This is a genomic window from Spiractinospora alimapuensis (genome assembly GCF_018437505.1).
GTDB lineage: Bacteria > Actinomycetota > Actinomycetes > Streptosporangiales > Streptosporangiaceae > Spiractinospora > Spiractinospora alimapuensis.
In genome coordinates this window covers 2,704,602-2,722,851 of sequence record NZ_CP072467.1, presented here as the reverse complement: position 1 = coordinate 2,722,851, position 18,250 = coordinate 2,704,602, and the positions used below count along the sequence as shown (strand labels likewise).

General features: G+C 69.3%; 18 protein-coding genes. 12 read left to right on the top strand and 6 right to left on the bottom strand.

The genetic code is table 11. The features are described from left to right. From J4H86_RS12430 to J4H86_RS12415, 4 genes are all read left to right on the top strand, one after another. The gene (locus tag J4H86_RS12430) at positions 1-1,050 is read left to right on the top strand and encodes an iron-containing alcohol dehydrogenase family protein (RefSeq protein WP_236544009.1); all 1,050 of its coding nucleotides are present in this window, start codon (positions 1-3) and stop codon (positions 1,048-1,050) included. After that, positions 1,028-1,798, top strand: coding sequence for a CDP-alcohol phosphatidyltransferase family protein (locus tag J4H86_RS12425; RefSeq protein ID WP_236543657.1), 771 nt, complete (start codon positions 1,028-1,030; stop codon positions 1,796-1,798). The genes J4H86_RS12430 and J4H86_RS12425 overlap by 23 nt, the downstream gene beginning before the upstream one ends. Beyond that, on the top strand, positions 1,798-2,679 hold the full coding sequence (locus tag J4H86_RS12420; protein ID WP_236543656.1) for a glycosyltransferase family 2 protein: 882 nt from the start codon (positions 1,798-1,800) through the stop codon (positions 2,677-2,679). Before J4H86_RS12425 ends, J4H86_RS12420 begins: the two co-directional genes overlap by 1 nt. Before the next feature lie 108 nt (positions 2,680-2,787). Further along, positions 2,788-3,561, top strand: coding sequence for an SGNH/GDSL hydrolase family protein (locus J4H86_RS12415; protein WP_236543655.1), 774 nt, complete (start codon positions 2,788-2,790; stop codon positions 3,559-3,561). A 532-nt stretch (positions 3,562-4,093) separates the two neighbouring features. Here the strand turns inward: J4H86_RS12415 and J4H86_RS12410 are convergent. Beyond that, complete coding sequence (locus tag J4H86_RS12410) at positions 4,094-5,425, bottom strand: nucleotide sugar dehydrogenase (RefSeq protein WP_236543654.1); 1,332 nt, start codon at positions 5,423-5,425, stop codon at positions 4,094-4,096. A gap of 376 nt (positions 5,426-5,801) precedes the next feature. Further along, entirely contained in the window at positions 5,802-7,250 is a 1,449-nt protein-coding gene (locus tag J4H86_RS12405; protein ID WP_236543653.1) for an LCP family protein, read from the bottom strand. Between the two features lie 314 nt (positions 7,251-7,564). Between J4H86_RS12405 and J4H86_RS12400 the strand changes: the two genes are divergently transcribed. Both J4H86_RS12400 and J4H86_RS12395 read left to right on the top strand, forming a co-directional pair. Continuing rightward, complete coding sequence (locus tag J4H86_RS12400) at positions 7,565-9,619, top strand: hypothetical protein (protein ID WP_236543652.1); 2,055 nt, start codon at positions 7,565-7,567, stop codon at positions 9,617-9,619. Further along, entirely contained in the window at positions 9,616-10,524 is a 909-nt protein-coding gene (locus J4H86_RS12395) for a glycosyltransferase family 2 protein (RefSeq protein ID WP_236543651.1), read from the top strand. Before J4H86_RS12400 ends, J4H86_RS12395 begins: the two co-directional genes overlap by 4 nt. Here J4H86_RS12395 and J4H86_RS12390 read toward each other — a convergent pair. The 3 genes from J4H86_RS12390 to J4H86_RS12380 all read right to left on the bottom strand — a co-directional run bounded on the left by J4H86_RS12390 (position 10,516) and on the right by J4H86_RS12380 (position 13,204). Beyond that, positions 10,516-11,613 carry a glycosyltransferase family 4 protein gene (locus J4H86_RS12390; RefSeq protein ID WP_236543650.1) on the bottom strand — a complete coding sequence of 366 codons (1,098 nt, stop codon included), beginning with the start codon at positions 11,611-11,613 and terminating at the stop codon, positions 10,516-10,518. The two genes, J4H86_RS12395 and J4H86_RS12390, sit on opposite strands and share 9 nt — an antisense overlap. A gap of 13 nt (positions 11,614-11,626) precedes the next feature. Beyond that, positions 11,627-12,538, bottom strand: a complete 912-nt coding sequence (locus J4H86_RS12385) for a lysylphosphatidylglycerol synthase domain-containing protein (RefSeq protein ID WP_330932525.1) — start codon at positions 12,536-12,538, stop codon at positions 11,627-11,629. A gap of 252 nt (positions 12,539-12,790) precedes the next feature. Then, entirely contained in the window at positions 12,791-13,204 is a 414-nt protein-coding gene (locus J4H86_RS12380) for an ATP-binding protein (RefSeq protein WP_236543649.1), read from the bottom strand. A 379-nt stretch (positions 13,205-13,583) separates the two neighbouring features. Between J4H86_RS12380 and J4H86_RS12375 the strand changes: the two genes are divergently transcribed. The 4 genes from J4H86_RS12375 (at position 13,584) to J4H86_RS12360 (ending at position 15,331) form a co-directional block, all read left to right on the top strand. After that, positions 13,584-14,363, top strand: coding sequence for a helix-turn-helix domain-containing protein (locus J4H86_RS12375; RefSeq protein WP_236543648.1), 780 nt, complete (start codon positions 13,584-13,586; stop codon positions 14,361-14,363). Further along, positions 14,356-14,529: a DUF397 domain-containing protein gene (locus J4H86_RS12370; RefSeq protein WP_236543647.1), complete on the top strand. Its 174-nt coding sequence runs from the start codon at positions 14,356-14,358 to the stop codon at positions 14,527-14,529. The genes J4H86_RS12375 and J4H86_RS12370 overlap by 8 nt, the downstream gene beginning before the upstream one ends. A gap of 55 nt (positions 14,530-14,584) precedes the next feature. Next, positions 14,585-15,010, top strand: a complete 426-nt coding sequence (locus J4H86_RS12365) for an NUDIX domain-containing protein (RefSeq protein WP_269134564.1) — start codon at positions 14,585-14,587, stop codon at positions 15,008-15,010. 144 nt (positions 15,011-15,154) lie between these two features. Next, positions 15,155-15,331 (top strand): DUF397 domain-containing protein, encoded by a 177-nt coding sequence (locus J4H86_RS12360; protein WP_236543645.1) that lies wholly within the window; start codon positions 15,155-15,157, stop codon positions 15,329-15,331. A 175-nt stretch (positions 15,332-15,506) separates the two neighbouring features. Here the strand turns inward: J4H86_RS12360 and J4H86_RS12355 are convergent, their stop codons facing one another. Continuing rightward, positions 15,507-16,175, bottom strand: a complete 669-nt coding sequence (locus J4H86_RS12355) for a methyltransferase domain-containing protein (RefSeq protein WP_236543644.1) — start codon at positions 16,173-16,175, stop codon at positions 15,507-15,509. Positions 16,176-16,518: 343 nt separating this feature from the next. On the opposite strand from J4H86_RS12355, the gene J4H86_RS12350 reads away from it, so the two are divergent. Both J4H86_RS12350 and J4H86_RS12345 read left to right on the top strand, forming a co-directional pair. Further along, positions 16,519-17,457, top strand: coding sequence for a GNAT family N-acetyltransferase (locus J4H86_RS12350; RefSeq protein WP_236543643.1), 939 nt, complete (start codon positions 16,519-16,521; stop codon positions 17,455-17,457). 57 nt (positions 17,458-17,514) lie between these two features. Next, positions 17,515-18,243, top strand: coding sequence for a class I SAM-dependent methyltransferase (locus J4H86_RS12345; RefSeq protein WP_236543642.1), 729 nt, complete (start codon positions 17,515-17,517; stop codon positions 18,241-18,243). The last annotated feature ends 7 nt before the right edge of the window (positions 18,244-18,250 follow it).

Genomic DNA, 18,250 nt, shown 5'->3' with positions numbered 1-18,250 from the left:
ATGATCAGTTCGCCCCTGGCGATCGACGTGCGGCGCGGGGCGATCACCGAGCTGGGTTCGCTGCTCGCGGACCGGCGCATCGCCACCGAAGGCCGGATCGCCGTCGCGGTCGGGCCGGGGCAGGGTGGACAGATCGCCTCCGACCTGGATCTCCCCAACTGCACGATCTTCCACGTCAACGACGGAAGCGTCGACGCGGCCAACGACCTCGGCCGCGAACTGCGAGCCGGGTCCTTCGAGGCCGTCACCGGCATCGGCGGCGGCAAGACCATCGACGTCACCAAGTTCGCCGCGACCCTCGCGGGGATCCCCATGGTGGCCGTGGCGACCAACCTGTCCCACGACGGCATCGCGTCGCCGGTGAGCTCCCTGGAGCACGAGAGCGGAAAGGGCTCCTACGGGGTGACCATGCCCATCGGTGTGGTGGTGGACGTGGACTACGTCCGGTCCGGACCCCAGAAACTCGTCCGATCCGGAGTCGGCGACGTCGTCAGTAACCTCAGCGCGATCGCCGACTGGGAGCTGGCCGGCACGCACGTCGACGAACGGGTGGACGGCATCGCGGTGACCTTCGCCCGTGTCGCGGCGGAGGCCGTGCTGAACCGCCCGGACTCGGTGGAGTCCGACGAGTTCCTCACGGTGCTCGCCGAGTCGCTGGTGTTGTCGGGGATGGCGATGTCGGTCGCCGGATCCAGCCGGCCCGCCAGCGGGGCATGCCATGAGATACTGCACGCGGTCACCCACAAGTTCCCGGGAACCAGCAATCACGGCGAACTGGCTGGGATGGGTGCGCTCTACGCGTTCTTCCTTCGGCAGCGCTACCTGGACGAGGGCGGCGGCCGGATGGAGGAGATCCGTGAGTGTCTCCTCCGCCACGAGTTGCCTCTCGTCCCCAGCGACGTGGGCCTGACCACCGACCAGTTCGTCGACGCGGTGGAACACGCCCCCTCCACCCGTCCGGGCCGGTACACGGTCCTGGAGCACCTGGACCTCCCGCCCGAGGAGATCAGACGGAGCGTGGCTGCCTATGTCGAAGCCGTCAGTCGCTGATGTGCGCGCCGCCGGCCAACCCCCTGGCCTGAAGTCACGGCGCAACGAGGAGCACTGGGCGGGGCGGTTGTACATGCGGGACCTGTCCCCGTACGTCAGTACGGGGTTCGTGCGCCTGCGTGTGCCACCCAACCCGATCACCTACCTGATGATCGCCGCGGGCGTGCTCGGTGGCGCCGCGCTCGCCTTCGGCGGGCTGTGGAGCGCCATCCTGACCGCGCTGCTCATCCAGGTGTACCTCCTACTCGACTGCTGCGACGGTGAGGTCGCCCGCTACACGGGGCGCACCAGCGTCGCCGGCGTGTTCCTCGACCGCATCGGGCACTATCTCGCCGAGATCGCGCTGCTGATCGGGCTCGGGATCCGGGCCCAGGGCGAGTGGGAGGCCGGCGGCTGGGTCGTCGCCGGCATGGCCGCGGCCCTGGGCGCGGCACTGATCAAGGCGGAGACCGACAACGTGGTCGTCGCCCGGGTCAAGGCCGGGCTCGGCCAGGAGATGCCGGAGTCCGCCGCACAGCCGCGCTCCTCCCTCCTGGGCACCGCGCGCCGGATCGCGTCGTCGGTCGGGTTCCACCGGATCATCGGCGCGGTCGAGCTCTCCCTGCTCGCCCTCGCGGCGGCGGTCATCGACATGATCCTGGGTGACCTCACGGCCACCAGGATCCTGACGGTGGCCTGTGTGGCGGTGGCCGCGCTGCAGACCGTCCTGCACCTCGTGAGCATCATGGCGTCGCGGAGGCTGCACTGATGACACCGCGGAACCTGCGGATCACCGTCCTGCTGCTCACGATGGGGAACCGGCCCGAGGAGCTCGGGCGGGCCATCCAGAGCGTGCGGGACCAGAAGCCACCGGACGGGGGTCCGGCGGAGATCGTGGTGGTCAGCAACGGCGTTCCCCTCAGTGGACTCGAGGACGACGTCGTCCGGGTGGAGCTGCCGGAGAACGTCGGGATTCCCGCCGGCCGCAACCGGGGTGTCGAGGCGGCCAGCGGGGACATCATCGTCTTCCTGGATGACGACGGCTGGTACGGCGAGCGAACGGTTCTGCGGCACGTCCATGAACAGTTCGTGGCCGACAGCCGGCTGGGCGCCCTGTCGTTCCGGATCGCGGACCCGGAGGGCGGACCGGACCAACGCCGGCACGTTCCCCGGCTGCGCGCGGGCGATCCGCGTCGGTCCAGCGAGGTGACGACGTTCCTGGGTGGGGCCTCGGCCGTTCGGCGCGTCGCCTTCGACGAGGGCGACGGCCTCCCCGACACCTTCTTCTACGCCCATGAGGAGACCGACCTCGCGTGGCGGATCCTCGACGCCGGGTACCGCATCCGCTACGACGCCGACGCGGTCATGTACCATCCCGCGACGAAGCCCACCCGGCACGCGGACTTCTTCCGGCTCAACGCCCGCAACCGGGTGTGGCTGGCGCGTCGTAACCTGCCGTGGCCGTTGGCGTTCGGTTACCTGGGGGTCTGGGTCGCCATGACGGTGCTGCGCGAACGCTCGCCGTCTCGGCTGCGCCCGTGGTTCGCGGGGTTCCGCGAGGGGTGGCGGCAGGACCCGGGGCGACGTCGCCCCATCCGGTGGTCGACCGCGTGGCGCATGACGAAGCTGGGCCGCCCGCCGATCATCTAGCGGGGACGTCGGGGTTTCTGGGGCAGCGATGAGGGCCGTGAGGCGTGACGGACTGGGGGACGTGTGGATTGGGTGAGGGGCGGTCGGGCGCTAGCCACCGCGGCCACCGTGGCCGCGCTGTTGGCCGTGCTGCCCGAGGGGGCGGCGCACGCGCCGGCCGTGGACGACGTCCCCTCCCGCTCCGTGCCCCAGGACAGCGCCTCCACTCCGGCGGTCGCGGACGCGATGCGGGTGATGGCCCTGGGCGACTCGATCACCGGCTCACCTGGGTGCTGGCGGGCGATCCTCTCCCAGGACCTCCGGAACGCCGGACACGGCTCGGTCCGATTTGTCGGTTCCCAGTCGCCGCAGGGCTGTGAGGTCGCCCCCGACGGGCCGCACGAGGGGCACAGCGGTATCCGGGTGACGCGCGTCGCCGCCGCCGGCATGGTGCTGGACTGGGTCGGGGCCACGAACCCCGACCTCGTGTTGATGCACTACGGCACCAACGACATCCTCGGTGGCCTGGAGACCGACGAGATCCTCGACGCCTACTCCACGGTCGTGCACCAACTGCGGATGGCCAACCCTGACGTCATGCTGGTCGTCGCCCAGATCATCCCGATCAACCGAGGCGACTGCGCGACCTGTGTGGAGGGCGTCGCCGCTCTCAACATCGCCATCCCCGCCTGGGCCGACTCTCTCAGCACTGAACAGTCCCCAATCGTGGTCGTCGACCAGTGGTCGAACTTCGATCCGCTCGAAGACACCCACGACGGCGTCCACCCCAACAACCGAGGCGAACACAAGATCGCCAAGAACTGGCTGCCCGCGGTCTCCTCCCTCCTCGCCCCACGAGGAAGCGAAGAGAAGCACGCCTGGCACCGCGAGGAAGACGTCTGACGAGGGGGTCCGGCGGAAGACGGGGAACCTGCGCCGCAAGCGGTGACGGCTGCGGGAAGCTTCGAGGGCCGCACGCCCGAGGCCTCGACGTCGGTGGACCGGGTCCCGTTCGGCGCCCCGACCCGACATTCGGCCGGTCGGATTCACCACGGAGCGCCGCAGGCGACTGCCTCACCCAACGCCCACCGCAATCCCAACAGCGACTCCGTGCTATGCGCTTATCCGGTCCATGTCCGCGTGGCCCGCTGGCGGCGATTCCGCGCGGGGTGGGGTGTCGGCCGTAGGAGAGGGTGCTTGGGCGCGACCCTGCCGTAGAGCGGTCAGAGTAAGCGCGACCGTCGACTGACGAGACTGGTCGTCGATCACCCGCGACGGACGCGGTGCGCGTGGCTGGCTTCTCTGGTCCATGCCCGCGCGGCCGGTTGGCGGGAGTCTGTTCGGGTTGCGGTGAGGTCGGCTGGAATCTGGGCACGCGGTGGTTGGTGCGGGATCGGCGGGCGGTCCCGGGGTGAATCCGGGACCGCCGGGTGACCTAGAGGACGTCGAGGCCGGCGTGCGCCGGTACCGCTGAGGCCCGGTTCCCCTCGTCGCCGGCGGTTGGCCGGCGTAGCACGCCGCGGGTGTCCAGGAGTAGGTCGGCGTACTTCTCCAGCAGGTCCCGGGTGTAGACGCCGTGGTCGGTGAGCAGGATGGCGAGGTCGGTGTCGGCGAGGCCCTCCTCAAGGCGCTCGGCCCGGTCGACCGGCTCGCCGTTGACCGCCCAGTGGTCGACGTGTGGGTCGTGGTAGCGCAGTCGCGCTCCGTGGGCGCGCAGCCGGGACGCGACCTGCTGCGCCGGCGACTCCCGCTGGTCGGCGATGTCGGGCTTGTAGGTGACCCCGAGCAGAAGCACGCGGGACCGGGACAGGGCGAGACCCCGCGTGTTCAGCAGGTCCTGGGCCCGCATGGTGACGTAGGCGGGCATCCGGGCGTTGATCTCCTGGGCGAGTTCAACGAACCGGAACGGATATCCCAGGGTTCGCACCTTGTAGGACAGGTAGTTGGGGTCGATCGGGATGCAGTGGCCGCCCACCCCGGGGCCCGGATAGAAGGCCTGGAAGCCGAAGGGCTTGGTCGCAGCACAGGCGATCGAGTCCCACAGATCCACGTCGAGTTCGCGGCAGAACACCGCCATCTCGTTCACCAGCGCGATGTTGACGTGCCGGTAGGTGTTCTCCAGCAGCTTGGCCATCTCCGCCTCGCGCGTGCCACGGGCCCGCACCACCTGTTGGACGAAACGGCCGTAGAACGCCGCCGCCGCCTCGGCACACCCCGGGGTGACCCCACCGACGACCTTGGGCGTGTTGCCCACGTCGTAGGTCGTGTTGCCCGGGTCCACGCGTTCTGGCGAGTAGGCGAGGTGGAAGTCCTCGCCCGCCGCCAGGCCGGATCTTTCCAACAGCGGCCGAACCACCTCCTCGGTGGTGCCGGGATAGGTGGTCGACTCCAGGACGACCAGGGTCCCCGGCGTCAGGTGTGCGGCGATGCTGGAGACGGCGCTGGTGACCGCGGTGAGGTCTGGCCCGCCCTCACCGGACAGCGGTGTGGGTACGCAGATCACGATGGTGCGCGCGTGGCGCAGGATCTCCGGTTCGTCGGTGGGCAGGAATCCGGCCGCGAGCATCGCGTCCAGCGCGTCGTCGTTGACGTCGTCCACGTGCGAGCGGCCCTTGCCGAGGTCGGTGACGACGCTCCGGTTGACGTCGAACCCGGCGACTCGTAACCCGGCGTGCGTCGCCTGCCGCGCCAACGGAAGTCCGACGTAGCCGAGCCCAACGACGACGAGATCCGGTGGTGAGTGGTTGGAGGATGTAGGGGCGTCCATGCGAGGGTCCCTCCCTGCGGAAAGACGGGTAGTCACGGAGACGGGTGGCTGTGTCCCTGTCCTTGTCCCTTGCCCTGTCGCACTGAGACTAGCCAGCGGCGGCCGAGATCACTTTTGATGGCCTGATGCGGACAGTAGTGCCACACGCGGATTACCAGGAATTATGCCTGGTGAAGAGCCCAACGCCGGCGTTTGCCGCGTCGTGTCGAAGGCGTAAATCCGACTCGTGTTCCGTGGGCGGAGTTGACACGCGGACGGGCGCGGTCCCGCCGCTCGGGCGTGGAACGCTCGGGAGAACCGCGACCCATGGCACGACGACGCCGTCCGGCGGAGTCCGCGTCCCGGGCGAGAACGGGCTCCGCCGGGGCGGAAGGGGTCAGGAGCAGGCCGAGTCGTCGACGTCGGCGGCCGTCGTCGTCCCCGCGTCGGGGGCCGAACCGCCACCGGACTCGTCGGCGGTCCCACCACCGCTCATACCCGTCCAGTCGCCTGCGAGGACGAGCTGCACGCTGGAGTCCAGGTAGGGGGACTCCTCCACGGAGATGCCGCCCACCTCGGCGGCGACGGCCTCGGCGTGGCCCTCCTGGCCCGGACCGTAGAGCACCGTGCTCTCGGTCGGGACCTCGCCCTCGGGGTTGCCGGTGCCGGTGACGACGAAGCCGGCCATGGTGAGCTCGTCGGCGACCTCGGCGGCGAGCCCCTGGGTCGCGGTCGCGTTCAGGACCTGCACCTGGACCTCCTCCGGCGCGACGTCGGGCGCGGGCTCGGCATCCTCCTCAGCGGGCTCCGGCTCCTCCTCGTCCTCGGTCACGTCGGTGATCTCGGTGTCCTGGGCGATGGCCTGGAAGAGCTCAGTGGCGTCTGGCTCGTGCCACGCGATCCGGTTCTCGTCCTCCGGGGCCGGGCCACTGGGCACGGTGACGAACTCGATGTTGTCCATGTCCACCTCGCGCATGCTGATCGCGATGTCGGCCATGGTGTCCACGTTGAGCTGGTCGTCGGTGGTGATGGACTGCGCGACCGCGCCCAGGAAGCTGTGGATGCTCGTGGGGCTGGTGATGATCTCGCTGCTCGTGGCCTTCTGGGCCATCGCGCCCATGAACTCCTGTTGTCGCTCGATGCGACTCAGGTCGCTGCCGTCCCCCAGGGCGTAGCGGGCACGGACGAAGCCTAAGGACTCCTCGCCGTTGAGCGTCTGGAGGCCGGCGTCGAGCTGGAGGTGGGCCTTGTCGTCGTCGATGGGCTCCGGGATACACATCTCCACCCCACCCAGGGCGTCGACCATGTCCTTGAAGCCGGAGAAGTCCATGTGGACGTAGTGGTCGATGTGGATGCCGGTGAGCTGTTCCACCGCGTTCCACAGACACGCCGGACCGCCCAGGGTCAGCGCCACGCCGATCATGTCCCGGCTCGGCGGCAGGCCGGGCCGGTCGTCGGTCGCCTCGCACTGGGGGAGGTCCACGATCGAGTCGCGGGGGATGTTCACCAACGTCGCCCCGTCGTGACTGGGCGAGATGTGTGCGATGATCAGCGTGTCCGGGCGCTCACCCTCGGCATCGCCGTAGTCGGCGTTCTCGCCGGTGCGCACGTCAGACCCGATGATCATGACGTTCACCGCGCCCTCGACCTGGCTCGGCCGGTCACCGAAGGCGTCGGTGTCGATCGCTTCCTGGTCGAGCTGGCCGTAGATGTCGTAGAAGGCCGCGTACGCACTTAGGCTGCCGGCGACCAACACGCCGGTCAGAACCACCGAGATCCAACTGAGGGCGGACAGCCGTTGTCGGGTTCGGCGGCTCCGGCGAGCGGGAGCGCTTCGTCTGGACATGGTGCCTATCGGGTCGCGGCCCTCGGGGGGAGGACTCTGTCGGGGCGTTCACCAATGACGACGGTCTCCCGGGGCGTGTGGAGGACAGCCGGGAGCAACCTCATCGATGAGTGTGGCGCAAGGCTGTCCGAAACGCTACCTGATGCTGTCCACCCCTGGTTGGAAGCCAGAGAGGCCAAGGCCCTTTCCTCCAGACGTGGGTCATGAGTCGACTCAGACTATATGATCTTGTGACCATCTGTTTACAGAGGTGGACACGGGGCCCCAAGCCACGGGCGTCGCGGATTCGGGCCAGCGCTGGCAGGGTGGCTTCCATGCGGTTCCAGGCTCGACGGGTCCTGGCGTGCTCGACCGCCGTGCCCGTCGCTGCGCTCATGGCGTGGCTCATCGTAGCCTTCGGGTTACTCTTGGTCGGTAATTTTCACCCACTTCTGGCAGCGCTGCTCGGAATTCCGGTCATCGGAATCGTCGTGTGGTTCGTCTGTGGCGCGGTTCCAACCCTGCGGCGGCCGGCGCCCCGTTGGTCGATCGCGGCCGTGGGCGGCATCGCGTTGGCCAGTACCGTCGTCCAGTCGGTCATGCGCGCCGAGGAGCTGGTGGTACGTCGGGACGCCGGCTCCTACGCGCAGTACACCGCGTGGATCGCGCAGCACGGATCACTGCCCATCCCCCAGGGCAGGGAACTGCTCGCCGGCGACCTGCCCGGGCTCAGTTACGCCAGCCTCGCCTTCTACCAGGTGGGCGAGGAGATCTGGCCCCAGTTCCTCGCTGGGGCGCCGCTCGTCTACGCGCCGGGGTTCTGGCTCGGCGGCCTGCCGGGAATGCTGCTCGTTCCCCCCATCGTCGGCGGCCTGTCCGTCCTCACCTTCGCCGGCCTGACCGCCCGCCTCGTCGGCCCCGCCTGGGCGCCCCTGGGGGCGCTCCTCCTCGCGGTGTGCCTGCCACAACAGTGGGTCACCCGCGCCACCTACTCCGAACCCGTCGCCCAGTTGCTGATGCTCGGCGGCCTGCTGCTCGCCCACGACGCGTGGCGGCGCTATCGCGACCTCCCCCCGGTGGACGCGGCAACACGGCGGACACCACGCCTCCCGAGCGGCGTGGCGGGCCTCGCGGCGCTCGCCGGGCTCGCCCTGGGACTCGCCATGGTGGTGCGGGTGGACGCCCTGCGCGACCTCCTCCCCGTGCTCGTCTTCGCAGGGATCGCGCTCGCCGTGGGCCAACGCCCGGCGTTCCCCCTCCTCACCGGCCTCATCCTCGGCGCCGGTGCCGGATTCGCCGCCGCCTACGTCCTCTCCCGCCCCTACATCGACTACCTCGCCGACTCCTACGTCCCGCAGTTGGTCGTCAGCGCCATTGTGGTGTTTCTGACCCTCATCGGAGCGCTCGCCCTACGCCGATTCGGACCGCCCCCACGCCCCGACTGGTTGCCCACGTTGGCGCCCGCCCTGGTCTGCGCGGTCGCGCTGGGGCTCGCCGCACGCCCGCTGTTCGTCACCCAACGCGGGCACGGATCCGAGGTGACCGACAACTACGTCGCGTGGGTGCAGGAGCAGGAGGGGGTCCCCATCGACCCGTCCCGCACCTACGAGGAGGCGAGCCTGGAGTGGGTCGGGTGGTACCTCGGTGTCGCGACGGTGATCTTCGCCGTCCTCGGCGCGGGAGTGCTCGCCCGGCGGGTCCTCCTGCCTGCCCACCACCCCGAGGCGGCCCCGGAGTGGATCCTTCCCCTGATGGTTCTGCTGTGGGGCACGGCACTGGTCCTGCTGCGGCCCGCCATCACCCCCGACCATCCCTGGGCGAGCCGCCGGCTCGTGGTCGTCGTGCTCCCCGCCGTCGTCCTGCTCGCGGTGTGGGCGGTCGCGTGGCTGAGCCGTCGGCTTCGCGAACGCTCCCTCCGGCGCGGGGTAATGGTCGGCGTGAGCGCGGCGGGACTCCTCCTCCCCACCGTGGCCACGTCCCAGGTGATGTTCACCTATCGCGGCGACGCGGGCACCGTGGAACAGGTCGACCACCTGTGCGACGCCTTACCCCAGGACGCGTCCGTGCTGATCCCCGACGCGTCCACCATGAACAACTTCGGCCAGCTCATCCGGGGCATGTGTGGGGTACCCACGGCGCTGATGGACGAGCCCGACCGCGCGCTGTTCGTCGCGGCCACCACCGGGATCCGCGACCGAGACCGGGTGCCCGTGCTGATCAGCGGCGAGCTGGAGGACATGCTGCCTTACCTCGTCGGGGAGTCGTGGCCCGATGTCGCCTTCACCCTGAACACCGAGCAGGACCCGAGCACCCTGACCCATCCGCCGGACGGGCCATGGCGCTTCACCTCGACTTTGTACATCGCAACCGATCCAGAAGCCGATTCATGAGCGAAACCTCTCCCGTCCCGCACGTGTCCGTCGTGCTTCCCTGCCACAACGAGGAGGACAGCATCGCGGCGGAGATCTCCCGCGTCAACGCCGCCCTCGACACGGCCGGGTACTCCTTCGAAGTGCTGGTGGTCGACGACGCCTCCACCGACGACACGGCGGCACGGGCCCGCGAGGCGGCCGCCGAGCACCCGCACACCGAGGTGATCACCTTCAGCCACAACGGGGGAGTGGGCACGGCGCGGCGCATCGCGACCCGACAGGCACGTGGCGAGATCGTGGTCTGGACCGACGCCGACCTGACCTACCCCAACGACCGGATCCCCGAACTGGTCGCCGTCCTGGACGACGACCCCTCGGTGGACCAGGTGATCGGCGCTCGACGTCGTGAGTCGGGCAGCGCGCGCGTCCTACGGATCCCGGTGAAGTGGGGCGTCCGCAAGCTCGCCGAGTTCCTCACCAACTCCACAATCCCCGACCTGAACTCCGGGTTACGCGCCTTCCGGCGTTCGGTCGCGCTGCCCTACCTCCCGCTGCTTCCCCCCGGGTTCTCCTGCGTCAGCACACTGACGCTCGCCTTCCTGTTCAACCAGCACCAGATCCAGTACGTGCCCATCGACTACGCCCAGCGGTCCGGCGCGTCGAAGTTCCACTTCGTCAGCGACGCATACCGCTACATCCTGCAGGTGCTGCGGATGGTCATGTACTTCAACCCGCTGAAGGTGCTGATGCCGCCCGCCCTGGTCCTACTGGGCGTGGGCCTCGCCAAGGGCGGATACGACGTGTTCAGCATCCCGTTCTACGTCCGCAACAACACCCTCATGCTGCTCCTCACCGGACTGCTGATCGCCAGCTTCGCCCTGCTCGCCGACCTGATCGTCCGCTCCCGCGACTCCTCACGCTGACCCGGACCCGGTCACCGCCTCCAGGTACTCCTCCCACCGGGTCTCCGCCGTGACCACCGGCACGCCGGCGCGCAGGCGCAGCGCCATCCCCGGGGCGTAGAAGCGGCGCAGCGTCTCGGTGAGGGCGCCCGCGTCGCCGGGAGGAGTGAGGAGGCCGTCCACCCCGTCCCGGACCAGCTCTCCCAGGGGGCCGGTGGCGCTCACGAGCACCGGGCGGTGGTGGGAGAAGGCCAGCCACACGTTCTGGGTCGCGGTGACCGACCGGTAGGGAAGCACCAGCGCGTCGCTGGCGGCGAACAGGCGGGGGAGCTCCGGGGAGGGAACGTAGCCGTCCCGCAGGTCCACGCGTTCGGTGAGACCGAGGATCCGGACCAACCGGCGGAGGTCGTCCCCGGTCCGGCCCCAGTACTCCCCGGCGACCGTGAGCCCGACGTCCGGGGGGCCGGCGGCGAGTGCGCGCAGCAACACGTCCACCCCCTTGTAGGGACGCACGATCCCCAGGAACAGCAGCCGGCGGTGCACCGTGCCGTCGTCGGCGACGGGCGCGGTGTCCGGCAAGTGCGGGGGAAGCGGCGCGTGGACGACCCGCGCCGGCGCGGAACCCACCAGCCCCCGCGCCCGGTCGGCCTCCTGGGCGGAGTGGGTCAAGACGGTGTCCACCCGCCGCAGCAGCAGCCGGACCAGCGCCCGGTCACCGGGCCGGCGTTCGTGCGGGAGCACGTTGTGGCACAGGGCCACGACGCGCGCGCGTCGACCCACGCCGGAACGGATGGCGAGGGCGGCGGGTATCTGGACCGGGCTCGCCACCGTCAGGACGACAAGGTCGGCACCGCGCCCCAGCCGCGCACCGACGGTGGACCAGGTGTCCGGCCGGAACCAGGCGAGGTCGTAGCGGGTGTTGGGGAAGGGGTCCGCCTCGGGGTCGTCCAGAGTCTGGCGGCCGGGGTAGAGGGCTTCCGGGTACTGGGCTCGCCACGACATCACCACCACCTGGTGGCCGGCCGCCTCCAACCGGTGGGCGAGCTCCGTGGTGTGCCGGGCGATGCCCCCCTTGTAGGGGTGGGTCGGGCCGACGATGGCGATGCGCACGTAGCCTCCGTGGTCAGTGCTGGGTGCTGTGTGGGTGGACGCGGCGGGCCGCCGCGGCGATCCCGGCCCAGGCGACGTCGGCGACGGCCGTCACCAGCCGGGAGAGCGCGGCCACGACCAGGGCCGCGCCCGGATCCAGGACCGGGGACAGTCCGAGGACGATCACGGCCTCCCGCACCCCGATCCCCGCGGGGACCACGACGAGCGCCACGCCCAGGGTCCACGCCAGAGCGTAGGACCCGGCCGCGATCGGCAACGCCCGCGCGGGATCCACTCCGGCGCCGATCGCCAGCACCGCGATGTGCGCGCCGAGGGGGATCCAGGCCAGGAGCGAGAGCCCCACGGCGAGGCCCATCCCACGGGGTGCGAGGGGTGTCCAGCGGTTCCACCGGTTGAGGATCCGCGGATGCAACAGGACCAGCAGCACCGGGGCGGCGGCGAGCGCCCACCACCACTGCCGCGCCGCCTCCACCGACACGAAGGGAAGGGTGACCGCGGCGACGGCCAGGTTCACCACCAGGGTGACGACCACCGCGAGGAGCGTCGCGGCGGTGCCCCGGCCGCGCGGCACGTGATAGTCCCGCGCCAGCTCCACCTGCGCGGCGAACGCCCACACCGAGCCGGGGACGTACTTCCCCAACTGGGCGACGAAGAAGACGTGCCCCGCCGCCGACAGCGGCAACGGATACCCCAGCCCGGCCAGGAGCGCCCGCCAGGCCAGACACTGCGCCGCCAACCCCAACATCGCCGCGAAGAGGGAAACGGGGAGCACCCACAGCGGGAACGTGTGCAGGGCGTCTGAAACCTCATCCCAGCGGGCCCAGATCGCCCACCCCGCGCACCCGACCGCGACCAGCGCAAGCGCGTACCGCAACCAGATGGAGGAACGCAGACGCCGCAGCATCCGCCCAGCGTAGAAGGTCACACGTCAAAGGTCGCGCTGCGCGCGGACTCACCGGAACGGAGGAGCGCGTCCGGACTCCAAGAAGGGGCGCGCTGTCGAGTCCGACCCGTTGGCGAGGTCGACCCCGTGGTTCGGATATCTAGCACGGTCGCGCTGCGCGCGGCTCGGTTTCTTTTGGCGGCTTTGGTTGTTCGTGGTGGTGGGTTCCTGGCCTGGTGGGGTGTCCGGCCCCGGGGACGGGAGGGTGTGTCCCCGGGCCGGGGTTTGTGGGGGTTAGGTGGTGAGTTTGGCGGTGATGGTGTGGTGGTTGGTGAATTTGAGTGCGCGCCACCAGTCGCTGTGCGCTTCGACGAGCCGGAGGCCTTGGCCGTTTTCGGGGAGTCCGTCCTTGCTTTCGCGTGGTCGCTTGTAGGGCGGGTAGGGGGCGCCTGCGTCGGTGACGCTGAGGTAGAGGGTCGAGTCCTGGAATTCGGTGTGGACGGTGTAGGTTCCGCCGGGCTTCCCGCTGCGGGAGTGCTTGATCGCGTTGGTGGCGAACTCGGAAGCGATCAGGACCGCACGGTCGACCGTGTCCTGGTTCACGTCGTGGAGTGCGCATTGTTCCCGCACCCACGCCCGGGCCAACGCCACGGTCTCCGCGACACCGTCCAGGACCTTCCGCGGGGTTGTCGGAGTGATCGGCCGCATCACACACCACCACCCACAACACGCATAGGTCCGGTCGCGAGCACCGACGACACCGTCGAGGGGTGCGTCAACGCCACTCCGCAGGACCGACAGCACGCCCACGCCACAGACTCCATGACGTAGCGGCGGACGCGTGCGGGGCCACAACGACGAAACCAACGGCTCACGCGAACGTTAGGGTCAGACATGTCCATCTGGGATCCCTCCAGTTGGGCCACGCCCCCGGACGTTGAACTCGTCGCGGGGGTCTGTTGGCTAGTGGCCCCAGCTTGGTGGCGGGTCGGATTGATCCACAGCGTTCGGCGGGTTTCCTCAACATCTCGGTGCGAGTTATCAACACCCAGGTGCGTCCCGGAATTCGGAGCCGTAGCATCGGAACATGGAGCAACAGCCATTCCCTGAAATGGCCCAGACGTTGCGCGAGCTAAATGGGCTGACTCAGCGTCAGCTCGCATCCCGGATTGGGGCATCCGCCTCAGCGTTGTGCCGGTGGGAAACCGGGCAAGCTAGCCCAAAGCGGGATTATGTGGAGCAGCTAGATAACGTCCTCAAGGCCAACGGAAAACTCACCCGTTCATGGACGTCCTGGACATCGGGCTCCTCGTTACCGCCGTGGATGCGAGATGCGGGGAGGCTGGTTGAGGAAGCCACCGCGATTGACTATCTCTCGCCGGTGCTTGTCCCGGGCCTCCTGCAGGACTTGACTTATGCTCAGCTCGTGTTCCGTGAGGGGCAGCCCCTCTGCCCAGCTTCTGAGGTCGATCGTCTCGCGGCTGTGCGATGTGCTCGGTACGAGTCACTACGCAGGAGCAATGATCCGTGGATATCTGCGGTGTTCCCCGAGACAGCACTGACCTACTTCCCTGAGGCGGTGCGGCGGGCGCAGGCAAAGCATCTGGTTTCGCTGCTTGGCACGGGGAAGCTGCAGGTTCATCTTGTTCCCAACGGATCGCTCCTGATCGGTATCACGTCGCCGCTCGTGATGGTGAGACTCAAGGACGGTGGGGAGGCGGCGTCGAGTGACCATCTATCCGGTAATTTCATTCATGATCAGGAATCCAACTTCGATCGGCTTTCTGAGTTGGTGAAGCGGGCGTACGCTGTGGCGCTTCCCCCTAGCCAGTCCCAGAGCATCTTGGAAGGACTAGCCAATGAGTGAATGGCGCAAGTCGAGTTACTCAGATACCGGTGGTCAGTGTGTTGAGGTCAGGATGCGGGATGGTGGTATCGATGTGCGGGACACGATGAACCGCGAAGCTGGGCACCTCTCCTTCGGGCATACCGAGTGGAACGCCCTCCTCGACCTCGTCAAATCCCACGCATAACGTCACACCGGCGCGCGGGGCCTCTCCCGCGCGCTTTTTGATTGTTGGGGGTCTGGTGGGGGCGTCGCACTCAGTATCGGTTGCGGGTGTGGTGGTGAGTGCGGATGGGCGTGTGTTGGTGATTCGGCGGCGGGATAACGGTGCGTGGGAGCCGCCGGGTGGGGTGTTGGAGCTTGATGAGTCGCCGGAGGGTGGGGTGGTGCGTGAGGTGTGGGAGGAGACCGGTGTTGGTGTTCGGGTTGAGCGGTTGACCGGGGTCTACAAGAACATGGCGCGCGGGATCATCGCCCTGGTGTTCCGCTGTACCCCCACCACCGGTGAGCCGCAGACTTCACCGGAGTCCAGCGCTGTGGAATGGTTCACCCCGCAGCAAGTGACCCAACGTATGTCCGAGGCCTACGCCATCCGCGTGCTCGACGCCCTCTCCACTCAAACACCGCAGGTCCGCACCCACGACGGCCACCACCTCACCCATCCATAGACCGCACAGCGCGCAGCGTGCATTTCGCGAAGCCGGTCCGTTCCGGGGCGTTCCGGACCCTCGTTCGCCCTGAGTGCCCGGTTTCCTGCGCCTCACTGCCGGGCATGCACGGGCTAACCCGCATCCCTTCCACGGGAGGCCCCGATGAACCAGTGGACCAAGTCCAGCTACTCCATGAACGGTGACAACTGTGTGGAGTGCCGTACCGACACTGGCCAGGTGCTCATCCGTGACACCCAGCACCGCCACCTCGGCCATCTCACTCTCCCTGCCACCGAGTGGCGGGCGTTCCTCCACGCCGTTCGCAGCGACGAACTGTAACCACCGCCTGAGGGACGAGACCACCGGCCACGCTCCGCGTGACTCACTGTCATCTGGCAACTTCGGTGGCTCGCCGTGCCCCTTCCGGGCCTGGTGCCGGGTGCGGCGTCGTGCTTCGAGAGGGAACTGCGTAAGGCGCGTCCTCTCGGCCACCGAGCCCGCTTCGGCTTGCGCCCTACGGGCGCATCATCATGAACGGTGCGTCCGGTTCGACTCGTGCCCCTTCGCCTACGGTGATGATGCCGAGCGTTCCGTCTGCCCAGGGTGCCACGATGATCCCGTCCGGCCGGACTTGTTCCTCCCACGCGGAGGGGAGTTCGGAAACGGCGGCGGTGGAGATCAGCCGGTCGTAGGGTGCGCCGTCTCGGTGGCCGTGTCGTCCGTCCCCGACGACGACCTCAACGCCGTAGCCTTCCAGGGCTTGCCGGGCCCTGTCGGCGAGTTCGGCATCGACCTCGACCGAGGTCACGTTCCCTTCGCCGACGATGTGGGCGAGTACGGCGGCGTTGTATCCGGTTCCGGTGCCGATCTCCAGCACCCGCGCGCCGGGGCGGAGGTCCAGCGCGTCGATCATGCGTGCCATGACGTTGAGCGCGCTGGAGGACGAGGTCGAGAATCGGCCCCGGCCTGTCGCCTCGTCACGCGACTCGACGGGCATGCGCGGATCCCACTCGACCTGTGTCACCACCGGCTCAACGGAGTCCACATGCGCGCGCCACGCTTCGGGGGCCTCACCACGGTCGAGCGCCACGAGCCACCCGGTCTCATCGTCACGGACGTAGATCCGGTCCGGGACGAACCGAGCACGGGGAACGGCGGCGATCGCGCGTTCGCCCAGACTCATACCTCACCTGTGCCAAGAACATCCCCAACACTGGACCCAGCGGCGGTTGCCGTCGTCGGTCTCGTTCCACCCGCCCTTTCCCTTGCACACGGAGCAGGGTTCTTTCTTTCCGTGCTTCCCCATAGCCCGACGATACGCCGACTTGTGCCGCGTGTCCTGGGTCCCTGCGCCCTTCGCCGCGACGAACTTTGACGACCGCCTGAGGGAAGAGATCAACCGCCACGCTCCGCGTGACTCACGCCCTGTGGCAACTTCGGCGGCTCGCCGTGCCCTCCGGGCCTGGTGCCGGGGGTGGCCAGTCGGGCTCCTCGACGTGGCCGGCATCCCCTGCCAGAGTGCTGTCATGGGAGACCTCGGGTCGGATGAACTCCGGCGGATGCAGGGTTTGGCGCAACACGTCATCGCCACACGACCGGAACTCATCAACGGGGACGCGACCGTCGGGGAACTGGCCTGGGTGTGGGGCAAGGACGTCGACAGACTCGGCCACTCGTGGCGGCATCGGTTGTGGCACGAGGGCGGCCAGCTCGTGGGATGGGGGTGGGCGCGGTTGCCGCATCGGCTCGAGCGGGTCGACGGGAGCGTGCGCGAGGTCGCGGAGGCGGAACTCGTCTGGCAGGTTCGCCCGGACCGGTCGGAGCTGCTGCACGAGATCCTCGACTGGTACGACCAGGTGGCCGGCGACGTCGAGCGCGCGTTCACCGTGCAGGTTCCGGACAAGCGGGCCCGAGACATCGCCGGGGAGCACGGCTACCAGTTCGACGCCGAGGCCGGTTCCGACACCGGGCACTGGATGCGGTTCAACACACGGGACCTGACCGAGATACCGGCACCGGAACTCCCCACCGGATTCCGCTTCGTCACCGCCGGGGACGTGTCAGCCGCCGACGCCGTCACCGCGCACCGCGACGCCTGGCCCCGGTCCATCCTCACTGAGGCCGCGTTCGACCGCGTGCGGCAGACGTCGCCCTATCGCGCCGACCAGCACCTCTTTGTTCATGCACCGGACGGTACCCTCGCCGCGACCGCGATCGTCTGGCTGGACGTCGACACACGGACCGCCGAGTTCGAACCCGTCGGCACCCACCACGCCTACCGACGGCGGGGCCTGGGAACCGCCCTGCAACTGCACGGCATGCGCGTGGCCCGGGACGCCGGCGCGGCGCGGATGTTCGTCGCCTGCCTTGGCGCCCCCGCACACCCCGCCGCGCAGTCCATGTACGACGGCGTCGGCTTCCAGGAGATCACCCGGGACGTCCCACTGGTCAAGCCACCAGGCTGACCCCGCACCTCTCGGTACCGAAACGGCGCCGTCCCCCGGCCCCGTTACGGTGTGGGGATGCTCTTCGACGACATCCTCGCGACGGTGGGGCATGAGGTCCACGTCTGCCGCTTCCGGGAGGCGCGAACCCTGCGACGGTGGTTGGGCGACGTCCGCGGCAAAACCGTGGTGGACGTGGCGGGTGGGGACGGATACTGGGCGGGGCGACTCCGCCGACGCGGGGCGCGGGCGGTCTCCGTCGACCTCTCCAGCGCCAAACTACGCCGGGGGCGGCGCATCAGCCACGCCCCGCACCTCGTGGAGGGCGACGCGCAGCGGCTCCCCGTCGCATCCGGGGCGGCCGACGCCGTGCTGTCGGTGTGTGCGCTCGAACACTTCGCCGACCCCGCCCGAGCGGTCGGCGAGATGGCGCGGATCCTGCGCCCCGGCGGTCGCCTCGTGCTCTCCGCCGACGCTCTCACGCGGGGCGAGCGCTGGCCCCACCTGCTCGACGTCCACCGAGAACGGTTCGACGTACGCCAGACCTTCTCCCACACGCGACTCGCCCACCTGCTCGACCAAGCCAGCCTCGACGTTCTCCGCCACGAGTACCAGTTCCGGTCGGCCACGGCCGAACGCGCGTACCTGGAGCTCTCGGCGCACGGAGGACGCCTCGGCTTCACCGCGGCCGCCCCCGCCACCCCGTTCGTCGCCCTCAGCGACGCCCTCCACCCCAACACCCGGGGCAGCATCGTGCTCGTCTGCGCACGCAAACGCGGCTACCCCAGGGCGGGGCGCACAACATGAGGCGTCG